Source organism: Nocardiopsis halophila DSM 44494 (genome assembly GCF_000341245.1).
Lineage (GTDB): Bacteria > Actinomycetota > Actinomycetes > Streptosporangiales > Streptosporangiaceae > Nocardiopsis_A > Nocardiopsis_A halophila.
In genome coordinates this window covers 1-15,801 of the sequence record NZ_ANAD01000040.1, presented here as the reverse complement: position 1 = coordinate 15,801, position 15,801 = coordinate 1, and the positions used below count along the sequence as shown (strand labels likewise).

Sequence of the window (15,801 nt, the reverse complement as noted above, 5' to 3'; positions counted from 1 at the left end):
GCGCCTGGTCCGCGAGGGCCNGGGGATGCTGCCCGAGCCCTTCGTCCCCGGACTGGAGGGCGTGCGGGCGGTACCGGTGGGCGACGCCCCCGTCAGGGCCGAGCGCCTGGTGTGGGGGCCGCTGCCGCCCTCCCCTGCCGCGGCCGCGTTCCTGGCGCTGCTGGAGGAGTCCCTCGGCGGCGACGGCGCCCCGCACTAGGGTCGCGGTCGCCGCCTCCGAGCACCCGGCGGGCCGGGCCGCCTCACCCGCGGGCCGCCCGGTCCGGGCCCGCGAGCTCCACCAGCGCGCGCTCGCCCTCGGCCCACTCGCGCACCTCGACCTCGTCGCCCACCGCGATCGGCCCCGGCTCCAGGACCGCGAACTTGGCGCCGAACACCACACCGCCCTCGGCCCACCGGCGGTAGGAGGCCAGCGTCCGCAGCGGCTCGGGGCCCGCCTTCTCTCCGGTGTCCTGGTCCACCGTGGTCACCGCGCAGCGCTTGCACGGCTTGGAGAAGCCCAGCCCGGTGCCGCCGATGCGCATGGTGAGCACGCCGTCCTCGGTGTGCGGCTCGGGCCAGCCCGAGACCACGATGTTGGGGCGGAAGCGGTCCATGGGCAGCGCCGGCGCCCCGGCCTCGGCCAGTCGCCCGTTGAGCAGGTCCAGCGAGGACAGCGACAGCACCAGCGCCGAGGAGCTGTCGGCGAAGGCGCTGGTCCCGGTGAAGCGCCCCGTGACCACGCGGTCGTGCCCGGGGGCCACGCGCACCAGGCGGCTCGGCTCGCCCAGGACCCCGGTGAGCCAGCGCGCGGCCCCCTCGCCCTGGTCGACGGCCTCGAAGGGCCGCCCGTGCATGGTCACACCGCTGCGCGGCCCCTCGGCCCGGACCGGCACCCGCACCGGCGCGGCGCCCGGCGCATCCAGGAGCAGGAGCCGCCCGCCCTCCTCCACGCCCGGCCGGATGAGCGCCAGGCGCGGGCTCCCGCGCTGGCTGCGGAAGGCCCCCTCCTCATCGACCACCATGAACGCCCGGTCGTGGGGCAGCCCGGCCGGGGCGGACACGGCCCGCTCCAGCGGCGTGCCCGCGCAGCCTTTGACGGGATAACTGATCAGTGCGGCGACTCGCGGCATGGCGACGACGCTACCGGGCCCGCACACCGCCCGCGGACCGCCCCTTCCCACCGGAGGGCCGGACGTGCCATGCTGGAATTGGGCACCCGCCCAAGGCGAATGCCCGGAACGAACGACCAAGGAGGACCGGCCGTGGCCACCAGCGCCGAACGCGGACACCACGTCCGCACCCGACTCCTGCACGCCGCCGCCGAGCTCGTCGCCGAACAGGGCTGGAACGCGGTCAGCACCCGCATGGTCGCCGAACGCGCAGGCGTGGGCCCCGGCCTGGTGCACTACCACTTCGCCTCCCTGCCCGCCCTGCTCACCGAAGCCGCCCTGCAGGTCATGGAGAACGTCGTCGACAGCGCCGCCGACGCCCTGGACCGGGCCCGCACCGCCCCCCAGGCCCTGGACCTGCTCCTGGCCGACCTGGACCACTACCCCGGCGACGACCCCGCCTCCCGCCTGATCAGCGAAGCCATGCTCACCGCCACCCGGAACCAGGCCCTGCGCACCGCCATGGCCGACCTGCTCGACCGGTTCCGCACCCGGCTCACCGACCGGCTGCAGGCCCAGGGCGTGCCCGACGCCCGCCGCACCGCCGCCGTCCTGGCCGCCGCCGTCGACGGCATGATGCTCCACCGCACCCTGGACCCCGCCCTCACCTCCGCCGCCGTCACCCCCGTCCTGACCCGCCTCATCCCCACCGAACCCACCGCACAGCAGCGACCGCAAGAACAGGAAGGACACCGATGAAAGCCCTCATCAGCGGCGCCGGAATCGCCGGACTCGCCGCCGCCCACCGCCTGGCCCACCACGGCTGGCAGGTCACCGTCCTGGACAAGGCCCCCGGCCCGCGCCCCCAGGGCTTCATGATCGACTTCTTCGGCCCCGGCCACGACGCCGCCCGCACCATGGGCCTGCTGCCCGCCATCGAACAGGCCGGCCACCGCTTCCGCGACGCCGCCTTCGTCGACGAACACGGCCGCGTCCGCGCCACCGCCCCCTTCTCCGCCTTCGCCCAGGCCACCGGCGGCCTGGTCTCCATCCTGCGCCCCGACCTCGAACACGTCCTGCGCCAGGCCCTGCCCGAAACCGTCGAACTGCGCTACGGCGCCCGCGTCACCGGCGCCCGCACCGCCCCCGACGGCGCCGCCGCCCGCCTCCACGACGGCACCGACCTGGAAGCCGACCTGCTCATCGGCGCCGACGGCATCCACTCCCCCGTCCGCCGCGCCCTGTTCGGCGACACCCCCGACCACCTGCGCCACCTGGGCTTCCACACCGCCGCCTACACCTTCCACGACCCCCACGTCCACGAACACGTCCGCGACCGCTTCTTCCTCACCGACACCACCGGCGCCCAGATGGGCCTGTACGGACTCGGCAACGGACTCATCGCCGCCTTCATCGTCTTCCGCACCCAGGACACCCACCTGCCCCACGACCCCCGCGCCGCCCTGCGCAGCGCCTGCTCCGGCCTGGGATGGCTCGTCCCCCGCGCACTCCGGGCCTGCCCCGAACCCGACCGCATCTACTACGACCACGTCGCCCAGACCCACGTGCCCTCCTGGTCCAGCGGACGCGCCGTCCTGGTGGGCGACTCCGCCTACGCCGTCTCCCTGCTCGCCGGACAGGGCGCCTCCCTGGCCGTCGGCGGCGCCTACACCCTGGCCGAGCACCTGGCCCGCGCCGCCACCCCCGAACTCGGCCTGGCCGCCTACGAACGCGCCTGGCGCCCCGTGGCCGAACAGCGCCGCCGCGCCGCCCTGCGCACCGCCCACTGGTTCCTGCCCCGCTCCCGCACCCGCCTGCACGCCCGCCGCCTGATGCTGGGCCTGCTCGCCCTGCCCGGCACCGGCCGCCTCATGACCCGCATGCTCACCGGCAAACCCGCCGCACACGTCCCCGCCGCCCCCTGAGAGGAACCCCCGAAGGCAAGGGATCGACATCAGCACCGGACGCCGCCCGGCGCCTACCGGACCACGACCGGGCGCATGGTCGGCTTCGCCCGCGCCGTCCTCACCGAGATGGTCGACAACGGCCCCGGGCGCGACTTCCGGCGGATGCTGCACACCGAGGACGCCCACGGCCTCCACGCCGAATACCGCTCCGCCGCCCCCGCCCGCCCCACGTGCGCCCGCGCATAACCGGGCCCGCTTGACCGCGTACAGCGACCACTCTGCCGACCGGACCACCAACCCCTCCCGCCCGGCCGCTCGCAGGTACCGCTCGGCATACCCCGGCCCCCGCAGGCGCTCGCGCTCACACCACCCGAACCCCGCCAGCACCGCACCCACCCGGCCGGCCTCCGCCCCCGGCCCGCCCCACAGCACCAGCCCGCTGCCCGGCGCCGCCGACTCCAGAACCCCCAGCACCGCCCCCGCACGGCCCGGCCGCCACGCCGCCCCCTCCCACACGAACAGCGCCGACCGGTCCGACCGGTACCCGGCCGCCTCCAGCCCCGCGGCCAACGACCGCGCATCGGCCCCCACCGCCACCAGCCGCAGCCCCACCGGCACCCGCCCCAGGGCCCGCTTCAACCGCAGGCGCTTGCGCACCACCGCCCCGGGCCCGTCCACCTCGAACGCGGGCACCCCCGCCGGCACCACCAGACGGCACGCCCGGGTGTCCAGTCCCGCCCCCAGCACCACCACCTGGCCGACCCCCTCGGCCACCGCCCGGGCCACCACGTCATCGCCGAAACGCCGGCGGCACAGCGCCGCCGCCCACACCCCCGGGGCCCGCCGCTCCCCCGCACGCACCACCCACGCCCGCACCGCCCCCACACGGCACGCCCCCACCGCCAACCGGGCCCCGCGCGGCAGCAGCCGCAGCACCAGCCGGTCGTGCACCACCCGCTCCTGCGTGGGCAGGCACTGGTCGACCGCCGCGATCACCATCGGCCCCAGAGCCCGGGCCCGCGCGGCCCCCACCGGTCCATCGCCACCAGCCCCTCCCCGCGGCGCCCCGCCCCGCAGGCACAGGATTCCCCCGACCGGCCCGAACGATGCCCCAGCGTCCCAGCGCCTCAGGCCGCCGCGGTCCGCTCGGCCCACGCGCCCAACCGCGCGAAGTCCTCCTCCCCCAGCCCCCGCGCCGGATCGACCCGCAGCACCAGGAACGGCGCCGGGTGGTGCAGCCCCAGCCACCGGCGGTCGGCCTCGCCCGGCTCGTCGTCGACCCAGGCGAAGGCCCGCTCACCCGCCCAGGCCGACAGCGCCCGCGTCTTCCAGTGCAGCCCGCCCGAACCCCCCGCACGCGCGGCCGGCCACTCCACCACCGGCAGCTCGGGCAGGCCCAGCCGCGGCCCGATCCAGGTGTTGGCGTCGTGCTCCCACGTGGTCGCCCACACCGGCACCATCGGCAGCCCCAGCAACCGCGGACCGATCCCGGGATCCAGCCGAACCGTCAGCNCCCCCGATCGGCGGGAACGCCCGGATGCTGCCGCAGCCAGGACGCGGGCTTCATCCGGTGACTGGCATACCCCAGAGGCCCCGGAAAAGGGCACCGGAAAGGGTTCAGCGGACCATCGACGTCGAGGAACAGCAAAGGCGGACAGCTCACGGGAACAGGGGCCTCTCACGGGGGATCAAGGGACGGGCGCCCCAGGCACCGACCACCCTAGAACCCGCTCAGACCCCCGGCTCGGTCCCCCGGTAGGTACCGAACGTGAACGTACTGCCCTCAGGATCGACCACCGTCACATTGCGCGACCCGTAATCGGTATCGACCGGCCCCTCCACGACCCGGGCGCCGCCGGCCACCGCACGCGCATGCACCCGGTCGGGGTCGGCCGTGACCACGTACACCCACCCCGGGACCGCCTCCTCCTTGGTCCCGAACATCAGCCCCCCGCCCTCGGGCCAACGCACCTCGCCGTGCACGATGCCCCCGGCCCCGCGCACGGTCAAGGCCTCGGAGAACCCCAGAACCGTCGTCAAGAACTCCAGCGCGCCCTCGGCGTCGCGATACCCCAGGCACGGCCACACCCCGGGCCCCGCACCGCCCCCGGCCACCTGCTCATCACTCATGCCCTCACCCTGCCCCCTCGGACACCGCCCCGTCTTGAAGGAACGGGAGCTCCTGGCGGACCCACCGGGCCGGGGTGCACCCGGCCAGGGAGCGCCAGTCGTTGGTCATATGCGCCTGGTCGGCGTACCCGCACTCGGCCGCCACCCGCGACAGCGGCCCCAGCCCGGCGCGAAGCGCACGCGAACTGCGCTCGAACCGCGCCAGACGGGCCGCCTGCTTCGGCGACAGGCCCACCTCCGAACCGAACCGCTGGGCCAGGTGGCGCCTGCTCCACCCCACACCGTCGGCCGCCTCCTGCACCCGCGCCTCGCCGCGCAGCAGCCGCCAGGCCTGCACCACCTCAGCCGGAACCGCACCGCCCGGCCCGGAACCGCCCCCCTCCTCCAGCGCCCGCAGCAGAGCCCCCTCCAGGACCGCGAAGACCGCTCGCCCGCACCCGGCCCCGGCCAACCGCTCGTCCAGGCCTCGCAGCCACGGCACCCCCAGGTCCTCCACCGCCACCGTCGTCCCCGCCAGCTCGGCCGAGCCCGCGCCCAACAGCGCCCGCGCCGCCAAAGGGTGCACCGCCACCTGCACACCCCGCCCTAGCCCCCGGCGGCCCAGCACCACCGGCTCCATGTGCAGCCCGCCCACCGCCGCCTGCAAACGCACCGGCCCCCGCTCGGCCCCCGGACCGCCCAACAACTCCAGCGGCCCGCCCAGCGACACCACCAGCGTCAGCCACCCCGACGGCAGCCCCAGGTGCACCGGCGGCACATCCGCCCCATGGGAATAGCCCACATAGGGCGCGACCATGCCCTCCAGCGCCCGATGGGGCCGCACCCTCCGAAACCCCTCCACACCGCCCACGCTACCGGCCACGCCCCGAACCCACCTGCGGCCGGGGGCCGGACCCGGCCCCCGGCCGCGCATCACACCAGCCCCCCGTCGGCCCGGACCGTCTGCCCCGTCAGCCAGCCCGCCCGCCCCTCGGCAAGGAGCACCACCGCATCGGCCACGTCCCCCGGACCGCCCAGCCGCCCCAACGGCGTCAGCGCCGCCACCGCGCCCCTGCCCTCCTCCCCCACCGCGCCCCGCAGCAGATCGGTGTCGGTAGCCCCCGGAGCCACGCAGTTCACCGTGATCCCCCGCGGCCCCAGCTCCCGGGACGCCACCCGCCCCAGCAGGTCCACCGCGGCCTTGCTCGCCGCATAAGCCGCCTCCCCCCGGCCCGGCCAGAACGTCGTGGCCGAGGTGACCGCCACCACCCGCCCGCCGGTGCCCATCCGCCGCACGGCCTCGCGCAAGGCGAACAGCACCCCCTTGGCGTTGACGGCCATCACCCGGTCGAAATCCTCCCCGCTGGTCTCGGCCAGCGGCGCATGGAAGGCCAGACCCGCATTGGCCACCACCACGTCCAGGCGCCCCGGGGCGCCGCGGCCCGAGAAAAAGGCCTCGGCCTCGGCGAACAACCGCTCGACATCGCCCCCGCGCGACACGTCGGCACGCACCCCCAGGGCGCACCCACCGCCCGCGGCCACCACGCGCTCCACCTCGCCGGCGGCCCGCCCGTCACGGGCATAGCAGAAGGCGACCAGATACCCCCGGGCCGCCAGCCGCTCGACGACGGCCCGCCCGATCCCGCGCGAGCCTCCGGTCACCACCGCGGTCGCAGGGACAGTACCGGTCTGAGTCTGACTACTCGTGTGATCCATGCGGGAACCCTAGGAACGAACCAGGACCGTTCCCGTCCGCAATTCCCCACGGCACACCCCCGACCTCATTCCGCCCCACCCGCCACCGGCGCACCGCCCACCACACGCCTACCCGTCACCTTCGACGGCATCACCCGCACGAACGACTCCCGCTCCCCGCCCGCCCACGGCCGCACCGGCGCCGCCGCCTCCAGCGCCCGCACATCACGGTCGTCCTCCACCAGCACCGCCCGTCCCCGCACCAGCACCGACCACCCACTGCTCAACGCCTCGTCCAACCGGTCCACCTGGAAGGACACCGGCCCCGGCAGACAACCGGCCACCTCACCCCCCGCCGAGGTACGGAACACCACATCCGAGGCCACCACAGCGAAATTCACCGGCAGCACCGACGGAGCCCTCGCCCCCTGCGGAGTGAACGCCACACGCCCCACCCCGCCCCCGCCGATCAGTTCCATACACGCCGACGCCCCCAGAACCTCCATCCGCGGCTCCGGCACATCAGGCAGACGCAGACCCTCCTCCCCGAGCAACTGCCCCGGCGTCACCTCCAGCGCCTGCGCCAGCCTGCCCAGCGACCAACCGCTCAGCGCCTGAGAATGGTCCTCCACATGCGCCACGAACCCCTCGGCCATCCCGGCCCTGCGCGCCACCTCCCCGCGCCCCAGGCCCAGCTGCCGCCGACGCACCGCCACCCGCCGGCCGACCGCACGCTCATCCGCCCCGTCCATGCCACCCCCAAGAAAAGACCGCACCGCGCCGCCCCAGTCTCGCCGCCCCCCGCCCCCCGCCCCAGGGACCACCGTCCCCACCGCACAGGACGCCCGGCCCCACCATGCGAGCATGGCCCCCATGACCCTCCACCGCGTCTGCGTCCTCGCCGGCTCCGACCCGGGCGCCTCCCCCGCCTACACCCGCGCCGCCCACCGCCTCGGCACCCTGCTCGCCCACCGCGACACCCGGCTCGTCTACAGCGGCACCGCCCACGGCCTGGCCGGACACGTCGCCGACGCCGCACTCGCCGCCGGAGGACGCGCCACCGCCGTCGTCCCCCAGTCCCTGCGCACCCGCGAGACCCTCCACCCCGGCCTGCGCGACCTGCGCACCGTGGCCACCCACCACGAACGCAAGACCGCCCTGGCCGAACTCGCCGACGCCTTCATCGCCCTGCCCGGAGGCCTGGACACCCTCGACCACGTCGCCGAGGCCGCCTCCTGGACCCAGGCCGGACTGCACGCCAAACCCGTCGGCCTGCTCAACGTCGACGACTACTGGGGCGACCTGTCCCGCCTCCTCGACCACTTCACCCGCCAAGGCCTGATCCGCACCCGCCACCGCGCCATCGTCGTCTCCGCCGGCGACCCCCGCACCCTCCTGGACCGCCTCGACGCCTGGGACCCCCACAGCCCCGCCGACCCCCCGCCGCCCCGCGGCCCCCTCCTGGGCACCAGCACCGTGGTCCTCCGCAACGGCCGCGTCCTCCTCGGGCGCCGCAAGGGCTCCCACGGCGCCGGCACCTGGTCCTTCCCCGGCGGCAAGGTCGACCCCGCCGAAAGCCCCGAGGCCGCCGCCGCCCGCGAACTCCACGAGGAGACCGGGATGCGGGCGCTGCGCCTGACCCCCATCGGCTGGACCAGCGACGTCTTCGCCCCCGAGGGCCTGCACTACATCACCCTGCACCACCTGGCCCACGCCGAAGGCGAACCCCGGGTCGTCGAACCCGACAAGACCGAGACCTGGTCCTGGCACCCCTGGGAGGACCTGCCCGAACCCCTCTTCGCCCCCGTCGCCTCGCTGTCCGCCACAGGATGGCACCCCGAAACGAGGACACAGGCCGTCCGCAACCACCCCTAGCCTCGGACCACGCGAACCCACCCGGCACGAAAGGCGCCACCATGCTGCGAGGACTGGCCAACGCCGGACTATGGGCCGACGACGTCGACGCCGCCAAGGACTGGTACACCCGCGCGCTCTCCCAGGCCCCCTACTTCGAACGCAGCGGACCCGACGGCCGCACCGCCTACGCCGAATTCCGCATCGGCGACCGCCCCGACGAACTCGGCATCGTCGACCGGCGCTACGCCCCGCCCGGCTCCACCTGGGGCACCCTCGGCCCCGTCGCCTACTGGCACGTCGACGACGTCGCCGCCGCCCTGGACCGGCTCACCGGGCTCGGCGCCACCCCGCTCGACGGCCCCACCCACCGCGAGGACGGCTTCGTCACCGCCCTGGTCAACGACCCCTTCGGCAACACACTGGGGCTCATGCACAGCCCCCACTACCTCGCCGTCCGCGAGCAGGCGGCCCCCGGCGACCGGTGACCCCGCCCGGCCCGGCCGACAGCTCACCCCTCCCCGGACCCCTGCCCCGCCAGAGCATCGGCGATCAACTCGTCCATACGCGCCGCCAGCGCGAAATCGGCCTCCGTCACACCCCCGGCCGCATGCGTGGTCTGGTGCAGCGTCAGCCGGTTGTAGCGCACGTCCATGTCCGGATGGTGCCCCGCCTGCTCGGCGGCGTGCGCGATCCCCTCCACCAGGTGGATCACCGACATGAAGTCCGGCATCACCACCGTCCGGCGGATCTCGGCCTCCTCAGGACGCCACTCCCACCCCTCCAGCAGCTCCAGCCCATCGGCGATCTGCTTGTCGTCCAGCACTGCCATGGCCCATCGCCTCCGCGGTCGAACGGCACCCCGCCCCGGCCCTGTCCCGGCGCGGTCCCCTACCGGGGGTACGACGCACCCCCCGGCTGTCCTACCTCACCGCCGCCCGTTCCAATCAAGGACCGGCCGGCCCTCACGACGGATCCCGCCACCGCGCGAAACCGCCCTCGCTGTGCAGCACCTGCCCCGTGATCCAACACGCCTCGTCCGTGGCCAGCCACGCGATCAGACGCGCAGGATCATCAGGGCGCCCGAGACGTCCCATCGGCATCTTGTGCATCAGATACGCCTCGGCGCCCGCGGAGATGTACCCGGTCTGCACCGGCCCCGGATCGACCGTATTGACGGTGATGCCCCGGTCGGCCAGCTCATCGGCGACCGTCAGCGTGACCGCCGCCAACGCCCCCTTGGCCGCCGCGTAGGCCACCTCGCCCGGCATGGGCCCCTGCCCCTGCCCCGAGGTCAGGAACACCACACGCCCGCCCTCCGCCCGGTCACGGGCCGCCGCGAACTCCCGCGCGAGCAGCAGCGCCGACCGCGCGTCCACCGCCCAGTGGCCGTCCAGCATGTCCGCGGTGACGCCGGCCAGATCCGCGTCGCCGCCCGAACGGGCGTGGTTGCACACCAGGATGTCGACCCGGCCCAGAGCCGACCGGGCGGCCCCGAACACCTCCCGCGGCGCGTCCGCAACGGCCAGGTCGGCCTCCGCGCCCCCGACCCGCGCCCGCGGATCACTGCAGGCGGACCGCACCCCCTCCAGCACCGCCCCGACGTCGTCGCCGCCCCACGGCTGCCCGGCATCGTGCGGCGCGAAGTGGTGGCAGAACACCGAGGCGCCGTAGGCCGCCAGTCGGCGGGCGACGGCGTAGCCGATCCCGTCGCGCCGACTGACCCCGGTGACCAGGGCGCCGCGCCCCAGCAGCGGACGGACGGCGCGCTCGGGCACGGGGTCCTCGGAACTGACGGGCTGCTGCTCCACGGACGGCCTCCTGGAAACGGCGGGGCAGGGCGGGGTGCAGGCTAACGGCGGCCCCGAGCGGCGGGCCACCGGTTTTCCGCCTTCAGGGCCCGCCGGCCCTCAGACCCCGTCCATGCGGCGCCGCAGCTCCGCGCGGACCCCCTCCGCACCGCCCTCGCGCCCCATGCTCCGGTCGAGCTCGACCAGCCGTTCCACGAACAGGTCGTGGTACTCATCCCACGCCCCCTGTTCCACCCCGCGCTCCGCGGTCCGGATCTCCCGGCCCAGATCCGCCATGCGCTCGATAAGGCGCCGGCGCTCACTCTCCATGGCGGCCTTCGTGCGCGCGGCCTCGGCCCGACCGAGCTCCTCGGCCGCCCGTCGGCGGTGGCCCTGCAACCGGGGTTGCAGGGCGGCCAGCCGGGATGCGAAGTCGCGTGGACGCCTCCATGTCCAGGGCTTCAGCCACGTTCCCAGACCCATGGGCCCAGATCCTTCCATACGGCGTGGCGCTTGGGGGTTCGGTGCGGCGGAGCCGCTCCTTTGTGCTTGTGATTGGAAGGCCCATAACCGCCACCTTTATAACGTAGATTTGGATTGCGGCGCCGGATGCTCTCCCCGTCCTTCCCCCGCCCTACCCGCGGGCCGCCGGGGAGCCCGGCGCGTGCGCGCTCCCCTCCTGGGCACGGCCCGCGACCAGCGCCACCAGCACCGGCCCCCCCAGCGCCGCCGTCGCCGCCCCCACTGCAGGCTCGGCCGCCCCGCCCGCCGCACGCAGCACCGCGTCGGCCGCCAGCACCGTGCACGCCCCCACCGGCGCCGCCGCCAGCAGCGACCGAACCGGCCTCCCCCGGCCCATCCAGCGGCCCGCGAGGGCGGCCGGTAGCCCCGCCAGCGCCACGGGCCCGGCCAGCGCCGTCCCGCACCCGCACAGCACCGCGACCGGGCCCAGCACCCGCCACGGCGCACCGCTCCCCCGCCCCGTGCCCGAGGCCCCCCACACCAGCGCCGCCGCCAGCGCCGCCCCGCACAGCGCCCCCAGCGGCATCGCCTGCTCCAGCGCCCCCGACAGCGACCCGAGCGCCACCCAGGCCGGCCCCGCCGCACCCGCCGCCTCCCACCCCCCGGCGGCCCGCACCGCCGCAAGGACCGCCGCGCACGTGAGCAGCCCGTCGACCGCCGCACCCGCCGCGGCACGGCCCGCCGGCCCCCACGCGACGCCCAGACGGCGCACCGCGGCCGTCACCAGCGCCCCGGCCGCCACCGCGCCCGCCACCGCGCCCGCCGCCCGCACCAGCGGCCCCGCCTGCCCGACCGGACCGGCCAGCACCGCCCCCAGGACCGCTCCCCCGCCCATGCCCAGCAGGCGCACGTCCATGGCCCGAACCCCCCAGGCGCCCTGCAGCAGCACCGCCGCGGCGGCGAACACCGCCCCCGCGGCCGCCCCGGCCACCAGGCGCGGCACCCGCAGCTCCCACACGATGAAGCCCACCGACCCCGGCTCACCCCCCGGGGTCGCCAGCGCCCGCGCCAGCTCGCGCCCGGGCACCGGGAACTCGCCCACCAGCAGGGCCGCGCCCGCCGCCGCCACCAGCAGCACGGCGCATCCGGCCGCGGCGGCGCCGCGGGCCGGCGACAGGCCGCCGAGCATCGCGTCCCCTCCCCCTCCGCGCGGGGCCCGGCCGCCGACGGCCGCGGGTGCGCCCCCGCGGATGCGGCCGACGCTAGACCGGGGCCCCGCCACCGGAAAGGGCCCCTGAGGCGGGCCGGACCCAAGGTCCCTCCCGGGCGGGGGCGCCCGTCCCTGATCGGGCCGGGCCCTCAGGCCAGGCTCTGGGGCTCCTGGGGAAGAGTGGACAGGTCGTCGTCGTCCAGCGGCACGCTGGGCAGGTCCTCCCCCGGCTCCTGCGACGGCGAGGGGGCCGGGCTCTCCCCGTCGTCCTCGGGCCGCTCCTCCCCCTCCTGCGAGGGGGACGGCGAGGGCGAGGAACTCGGGCTCGGCGACGGCGACGGAGAGGGCTCGGCCTGCGCCCCCGCCTGCTGCGAGAGCATCGACAGCCAGAAGTACAGCAGCACCGCCAGCAGCACCGCCAGCAGCAACAGCAGCACCATCCCCAGCACCACCGCCCGGTTGGCGCGCGGCGAGGCCACCGCCCCGCCGCCGCCCGGCAGCGGCCAGAACCACCGCGCCGAGGCCGGGGCCGCCCGCGCCGCCCAGTGCGGCTGCAGCGACGGCGCACCCGAGCGCACCCGCCCGGCGCCCCCCGAGACCGGCGCCAGGTAGGCCGCGGCACCGCGCCGCCCGCCGTCGCCGGCCACCGCCACCCACGCCGCCGCCGAGGAGCGGGTGCTGCTGGCCAGGACCCGCGGCGCCCGTCCCACCCCGCGCCCCTCGGCCACCGCGGCGCGGAAGCGCTCCCGGGCCTCCGTATCGCCGGCGGCGCCCTCGCTGAGCAGGGCCACCTGCACCGGCTCGCCGTGCGCGTCCACCGCGGCGTAGACCGTGCCCTCCGGCGCGGACGACAGGCGCGCGCGCAGGCGGAAGCCGCCCAGCTGGCGCGGGTCGCCGTCGTGCAGCCGAGCACCCTCCTCCACGCGCACCCCCGATCCGCATCCCCGCCGCGCCGCTGCGGGGCGCCCCCGCCCGCCCGCGCGGCGGTAGCATCGCCGATGTGTGAGCATTCCCGACTCTCCGTGCGGTATCCATCCGCCGTCCGGAGGGGACGCAGGGAACGCGGGCCCAATGCTATGCGGCCGCCCGGTCGGCACGACAGCGGCCCGACACGCCGGGCGGCGACGAGGCTTCCGGCGCCCCGCGGGGCACCGGCGGAAAGGCTGGACGAATGCAGGACGACGACACCGCGGACCGGGCCGCACCCGGCTCCGGATCCGAGGGCGCCGGCCCCGAGGGCGCCGGCGAGCAGGCACCGGCCGACTCCACCCGGCTGCTCCGGGCGGCCCTGCAGGAGGTCTCCTCGGTCATCGTCGGCCAGGACTCCATGGTCGAGCGCACCATGGTGGCGCTGATCGCCCGCGGCCACTGCCTGCTGGAGGGCGTTCCGGGCATCGCCAAGACCCTGGCGGTCTCCACCCTGGCCAAGGTCGCCGGCGGCTCCTTCTCCCGCATCCAGTTCACGCCCGACCTGGTCCCCTCCGACATCGTCGGCACCCGCATCTACCGCCCCTCCGCCGAGCGCTTCGACGTGGAGCTGGGGCCGGTCTTCGCCAACTTCGTCCTGGCCGACGAGATCAACCGGGCCCCGGCCAAGGTGCAGTCCTCGCTGCTGGAGGTGATGGCCGAGCGCCAGGTCTCCCTGGGCGGGCAGACCCACCCCCTGCCCGCCCCCTTCATCGTGGTCGCCACCCAGAACCCGGTGGAGTCCGAGGGCGTCTACCCCCTGCCCGAGGCCCAGCGCGACCGCTTCCTGATGAAGGTCGTCGTGCCCCACCCGCGCGCGCACGAGGAGATGGAGATCCTGCGGCGGATGAGCACCGACCCGCCCCAGGCCCACCAGGTCCTGGACCCGGTCACCCTGCGCGAGCTGCAGGAGGCCGCCGAGAAGGTGCACGTGCACCGCCTCATCGCCGACTACGTGGTGCGCCTGGTCATGGCCACCCGCGAACCCGAGCAGTACGGCGTGGGCGACCTGCGGCGGGTGCTGGAGGTGGGCGCCAGCCCCCGCGCCACCCTGGGCCTGGTGGCCTCGGCCCGGGCCCTGGCCCTGCTGCGCGGCCGCGACTACGTGCTCCCCGACGACGTGCGCCAACTGGCCCGCGAGGTCATGGCCCACCGCCTGGTGCTGACCTTCGACGCCCTGGCCGACGGCGTCGGCACCGAGCAGGTGGTGGACCGGGTGCTGGCGGCGGTGCCCCCGCCCCGGGTCATCTGGGACGAGCCGCACGGCGGCGAGGCCTCCGCGACGATGGCGGCGGGCTGAGCCGTGGCCGCCCCGCTCCGCCGCCCGGCACCGCTGCTGGACCCGCGCGCCCACGAGGCCCTGGGCCGGCTCGACCTGCGGATCGTGCGGCGGATGGAGGGCCTGCTGCACGGCGAGCACCTGGGCCTGCGCCAGGGCCCCGGCAGCGAGCCCGCCGAGGCCCGCCGCTACCTGCCCGGCGAGGACGACGTACGGCACATGGACTGGGCGGTGACCGCCCGCACCACCGTGCCCCACGTCCGCGACCAGGTCGCCGACCGGGAACTGGAGACCTGGACCCTGCTCGACCTGTCGCCCAGCATGGACTTCGGCACCGCCGGCTGCGAGAAGCGCGACGTGGCGGTGGGCGCCCTGGCCGCCGTCACCGTGCTCACCCAGAAGGTCGGCGACCGCTTCGGCGCCTACTTCCTGCACCGGGGCCGGGTGCGGCGCTGGCCGGCCCGCTCCGGCCGCTCGGCGCTGACCACCCTGCTGGCCACCGTGGCCGCCGCCCCCCGGGGCGACGCCCCGGCCGGCCCCGCGCGGCCCGCCGGCCGGGCCCGTCTGGCCGAGGCCGTGGAGGAACTGGCGCGCTCCCAGACCCGGCGTGGCCTGCGGGTCGTGGTCTCCGACTTCCTGGACACCCCGCCGGACGGCGCCGAACCGCCCTGGGAGCGGTCCATGCGGCGGCTGACCGCCCGCCACCAGGTCCTGGCCGTGGAGGTGCTCGACCCGCGCGAGCTGGACGTGCCCGACGTGGGCTGGGCCGAGCTGAGCGACCCCGAGACCGGCCGGGCCCGCGAGGTCAAGATCACACCCCGGGTGCGCGAGCGCTACCGCGCCGCCGCCCGGGCCCAGCGCGACGCGGTGGCCGCGGGGCTGCGCCGCTGCGGCGTGCCGCACCTGGTGCTGCGCACCGACCGGGACTGGGTGGTGGACATGGCCCGGTTCGTGGTCTCCCAGCGCACCACCGCCCACCGCCTGGCCCGCCACACCCCGGCCCGGCCCCGCTGATCCGGTGAACACCGAGCCGGCCGACGAAAGGACGATGCCGTGAACCTGCTGTCCCCCGGGTGGATGGCCGCGGCGCTGGTGGTCGTCGCCGCCCTGGCCGCCGCCTATGTCTGGGCCCAGCTGCGGCGCCGCGCCCAGGCCGCGCGCTTCACCAACCTGGCGCTGCTGGACCGGGTCGCCCCCACCGGACCGGGGTGGCAGCGGCACGTGGGCGCGGCGCTGTTCCTGGCGATGATGCTGGCGCTGGCGGTGGCGGTGGGGCGCCCGGCGATGCCGGTGGAGGTGCCGCGCGAGCGCGCCACCATCATGGTGGCCATGGACGTGTCGCCGTCCATGGTCGCCAACGACGTCGACCCCGACCGCATCAGCGCGGCCAAGGAGTCGGCGGTGGGCTTCGTCGACGCGCTGCCCGACCGGTTCAACG

The 15,801-nt window shown here is 76.2% G+C and carries 18 protein-coding genes and 2 pseudogenes; 8 read left to right on the top strand and 12 right to left on the bottom strand.

What is annotated here, in order from left to right; all coding sequences use genetic code 11:
• Nucleotides 1-242 precede the first annotated feature (242 nt).
• Nucleotides 243-1,112, bottom strand: coding sequence for an MOSC domain-containing protein (locus D450_RS0104890; RefSeq protein WP_083932540.1), 870 nt, complete (start codon nucleotides 1,110-1,112; stop codon nucleotides 243-245).
• 132 nt (nucleotides 1,113-1,244) lie between these two features.
• Here D450_RS0104890 and D450_RS0104885 point away from each other — a divergent pair, with 132 nt between their 5' ends.
• From D450_RS0104885 to D450_RS32190, 3 genes are all read left to right on the top strand, one after another.
• Nucleotides 1,245-1,850 (top strand): TetR/AcrR family transcriptional regulator, encoded by a 606-nt coding sequence (locus tag D450_RS0104885; RefSeq protein WP_017537557.1) that lies wholly within the window; start codon nucleotides 1,245-1,247, stop codon nucleotides 1,848-1,850.
• Complete coding sequence (locus D450_RS0104880) at nucleotides 1,847-3,016, top strand: FAD-dependent monooxygenase (protein WP_017537556.1); 1,170 nt, start codon at nucleotides 1,847-1,849, stop codon at nucleotides 3,014-3,016. The genes D450_RS0104885 and D450_RS0104880 overlap by 4 nt, the downstream gene beginning before the upstream one ends.
• Before the next feature lie 75 nt (nucleotides 3,017-3,091).
• Nucleotides 3,092-3,244 (top strand): hypothetical protein, encoded by a 153-nt coding sequence (locus D450_RS32190; RefSeq protein ID WP_017537555.1) that lies wholly within the window; start codon nucleotides 3,092-3,094, stop codon nucleotides 3,242-3,244.
• Between the two features lie 312 nt (nucleotides 3,245-3,556).
• Here the strand turns inward: D450_RS32190 and D450_RS34475 are convergent.
• The 6 genes and pseudogenes from D450_RS34475 to D450_RS0104850 all read right to left on the bottom strand — a co-directional run.
• Nucleotides 3,557-3,997 (bottom strand): annotated as a pseudogene (locus tag D450_RS34475) (class I SAM-dependent methyltransferase); the annotation flags it as partial.
• Between the two features lie 128 nt (nucleotides 3,998-4,125).
• Nucleotides 4,126-4,473, bottom strand: coding sequence for a hypothetical protein (locus D450_RS29465; RefSeq protein WP_017537554.1), 348 nt, complete (start codon nucleotides 4,471-4,473; stop codon nucleotides 4,126-4,128).
• 256 nt (nucleotides 4,474-4,729) lie between these two features.
• Nucleotides 4,730-5,128 (bottom strand): VOC family protein, encoded by a 399-nt coding sequence (locus D450_RS0104865; protein WP_017537553.1) that lies wholly within the window; start codon nucleotides 5,126-5,128, stop codon nucleotides 4,730-4,732.
• Between the two features lie 4 nt (nucleotides 5,129-5,132).
• The gene (locus D450_RS35140; RefSeq protein WP_039820134.1) at nucleotides 5,133-5,969 is read right to left on the bottom strand and encodes a helix-turn-helix domain-containing protein; all 837 of its coding nucleotides are present in this window, start codon (nucleotides 5,967-5,969) and stop codon (nucleotides 5,133-5,135) included.
• A gap of 71 nt (nucleotides 5,970-6,040) precedes the next feature.
• Nucleotides 6,041-6,772, bottom strand: a complete 732-nt coding sequence (locus D450_RS0104855; RefSeq protein WP_017537551.1) for an SDR family oxidoreductase — start codon at nucleotides 6,770-6,772, stop codon at nucleotides 6,041-6,043.
• 116 nt (nucleotides 6,773-6,888) lie between these two features.
• Complete coding sequence (locus D450_RS0104850; protein ID WP_039820133.1) at nucleotides 6,889-7,554, bottom strand: helix-turn-helix domain-containing protein; 666 nt, start codon at nucleotides 7,552-7,554, stop codon at nucleotides 6,889-6,891.
• A 112-nt stretch (nucleotides 7,555-7,666) separates the two neighbouring features.
• On the opposite strand from D450_RS0104850, the gene D450_RS29460 reads away from it, so the two are divergent.
• Nucleotides 7,667-8,677, top strand: coding sequence for a TIGR00730 family Rossman fold protein (locus tag D450_RS29460; RefSeq protein WP_017537549.1), 1,011 nt, complete (start codon nucleotides 7,667-7,669; stop codon nucleotides 8,675-8,677).
• A 41-nt stretch (nucleotides 8,678-8,718) separates the two neighbouring features.
• Nucleotides 8,719-9,144, top strand: a complete 426-nt coding sequence (locus D450_RS0104840) for a VOC family protein (RefSeq protein WP_017537548.1) — start codon at nucleotides 8,719-8,721, stop codon at nucleotides 9,142-9,144.
• Nucleotides 9,145-9,167: 23 nt separating this feature from the next.
• Here the strand turns inward: D450_RS0104840 and D450_RS0104835 are convergent, their stop codons facing one another.
• The 5 genes from D450_RS0104835 to D450_RS0104815 all read right to left on the bottom strand — a co-directional run bounded on the left by D450_RS0104835 (nucleotide 9,168) and on the right by D450_RS0104815 (nucleotide 13,041).
• Nucleotides 9,168-9,488: a 4a-hydroxytetrahydrobiopterin dehydratase gene (locus tag D450_RS0104835; RefSeq protein WP_017537547.1), complete on the bottom strand. Its 321-nt coding sequence runs from the start codon at nucleotides 9,486-9,488 to the stop codon at nucleotides 9,168-9,170.
• A gap of 133 nt (nucleotides 9,489-9,621) precedes the next feature.
• Complete coding sequence (locus tag D450_RS0104830) at nucleotides 9,622-10,467, bottom strand: SDR family oxidoreductase (RefSeq protein WP_017537546.1); 846 nt, start codon at nucleotides 10,465-10,467, stop codon at nucleotides 9,622-9,624.
• Nucleotides 10,468-10,566: 99 nt separating this feature from the next.
• Entirely contained in the window at nucleotides 10,567-10,929 is a 363-nt protein-coding gene (locus D450_RS0104825) for a hypothetical protein (protein ID WP_017537545.1), read from the bottom strand.
• 151 nt (nucleotides 10,930-11,080) lie between these two features.
• Nucleotides 11,081-12,097 (bottom strand): iron chelate uptake ABC transporter family permease subunit, encoded by a 1,017-nt coding sequence (locus D450_RS0104820; RefSeq protein WP_017537544.1) that lies wholly within the window; start codon nucleotides 12,095-12,097, stop codon nucleotides 11,081-11,083.
• Nucleotides 12,098-12,267: 170 nt separating this feature from the next.
• Nucleotides 12,268-13,041 carry a hypothetical protein gene (locus tag D450_RS0104815; protein WP_241483061.1) on the bottom strand — a complete coding sequence of 258 codons (774 nt, stop codon included), beginning with the start codon at nucleotides 13,039-13,041 and terminating at the stop codon, nucleotides 12,268-12,270.
• Nucleotides 13,042-13,289: 248 nt separating this feature from the next.
• Between D450_RS0104815 and D450_RS0104810 the strand changes: the two genes are divergently transcribed.
• The 3 genes and pseudogenes from D450_RS0104810 to D450_RS0104800 all read left to right on the top strand — a co-directional run.
• Nucleotides 13,290-14,384: an AAA family ATPase gene (locus D450_RS0104810; RefSeq protein ID WP_017537542.1), complete on the top strand. Its 1,095-nt coding sequence runs from the start codon at nucleotides 13,290-13,292 to the stop codon at nucleotides 14,382-14,384.
• 3 nt (nucleotides 14,385-14,387) lie between these two features.
• Entirely contained in the window at nucleotides 14,388-15,377 is a 990-nt protein-coding gene (locus D450_RS0104805) for a DUF58 domain-containing protein (RefSeq protein ID WP_017537541.1), read from the top strand.
• Nucleotides 15,378-15,416: 39 nt separating this feature from the next.
• Nucleotides 15,417-15,801 (top strand): annotated as a pseudogene (locus D450_RS0104800) (BatA domain-containing protein); the annotation flags it as partial.

Excerpts from the sequence above, each read along its gene's own strand:
- D450_RS0104825 (WP_017537545.1), bottom strand. The coding sequence starts at position 10,929 with ATGGGTCTGGGAACGTGGCTGAAGCCCTGGACATGGAGGCGTCCACGC.
- D450_RS0104810 (WP_017537542.1), top strand. The coding sequence starts at position 13,290 with ATGCAGGACGACGACACCGCGGACCGGGCCGCACCCGGCTCCGGATCC.
- D450_RS0104890 (WP_083932540.1), bottom strand. The coding sequence starts at position 1,112 with ATGCCGCGAGTCGCCGCACTGATCAGTTATCCCGTCAAAGGCTGCGCG.
- D450_RS0104850 (WP_039820133.1), bottom strand. The coding sequence starts at position 7,554 with ATGGACGGGGCGGATGAGCGTGCGGTCGGCCGGCGGGTGGCGGTGCGT.
- D450_RS0104820 (WP_017537544.1), bottom strand. The coding sequence starts at position 12,097 with ATGCTCGGCGGCCTGTCGCCGGCCCGCGGCGCCGCCGCGGCCGGATGC.
- D450_RS32190 (WP_017537555.1), top strand. The coding sequence starts at position 3,092 with ATGGTCGGCTTCGCCCGCGCCGTCCTCACCGAGATGGTCGACAACGGC.
- D450_RS0104835 (WP_017537547.1), bottom strand. The coding sequence starts at position 9,488 with ATGGCAGTGCTGGACGACAAGCAGATCGCCGATGGGCTGGAGCTGCTG.
- D450_RS0104840 (WP_017537548.1), top strand. The coding sequence starts at position 8,719 with ATGCTGCGAGGACTGGCCAACGCCGGACTATGGGCCGACGACGTCGAC.
- D450_RS0104865 (WP_017537553.1), bottom strand. The coding sequence starts at position 5,128 with ATGAGTGATGAGCAGGTGGCCGGGGGCGGTGCGGGGCCCGGGGTGTGG.
- D450_RS0104880 (WP_017537556.1), top strand. The coding sequence starts at position 1,847 with ATGAAAGCCCTCATCAGCGGCGCCGGAATCGCCGGACTCGCCGCCGCC.
- D450_RS29460 (WP_017537549.1), top strand. The coding sequence starts at position 7,667 with ATGGCCCCCATGACCCTCCACCGCGTCTGCGTCCTCGCCGGCTCCGAC.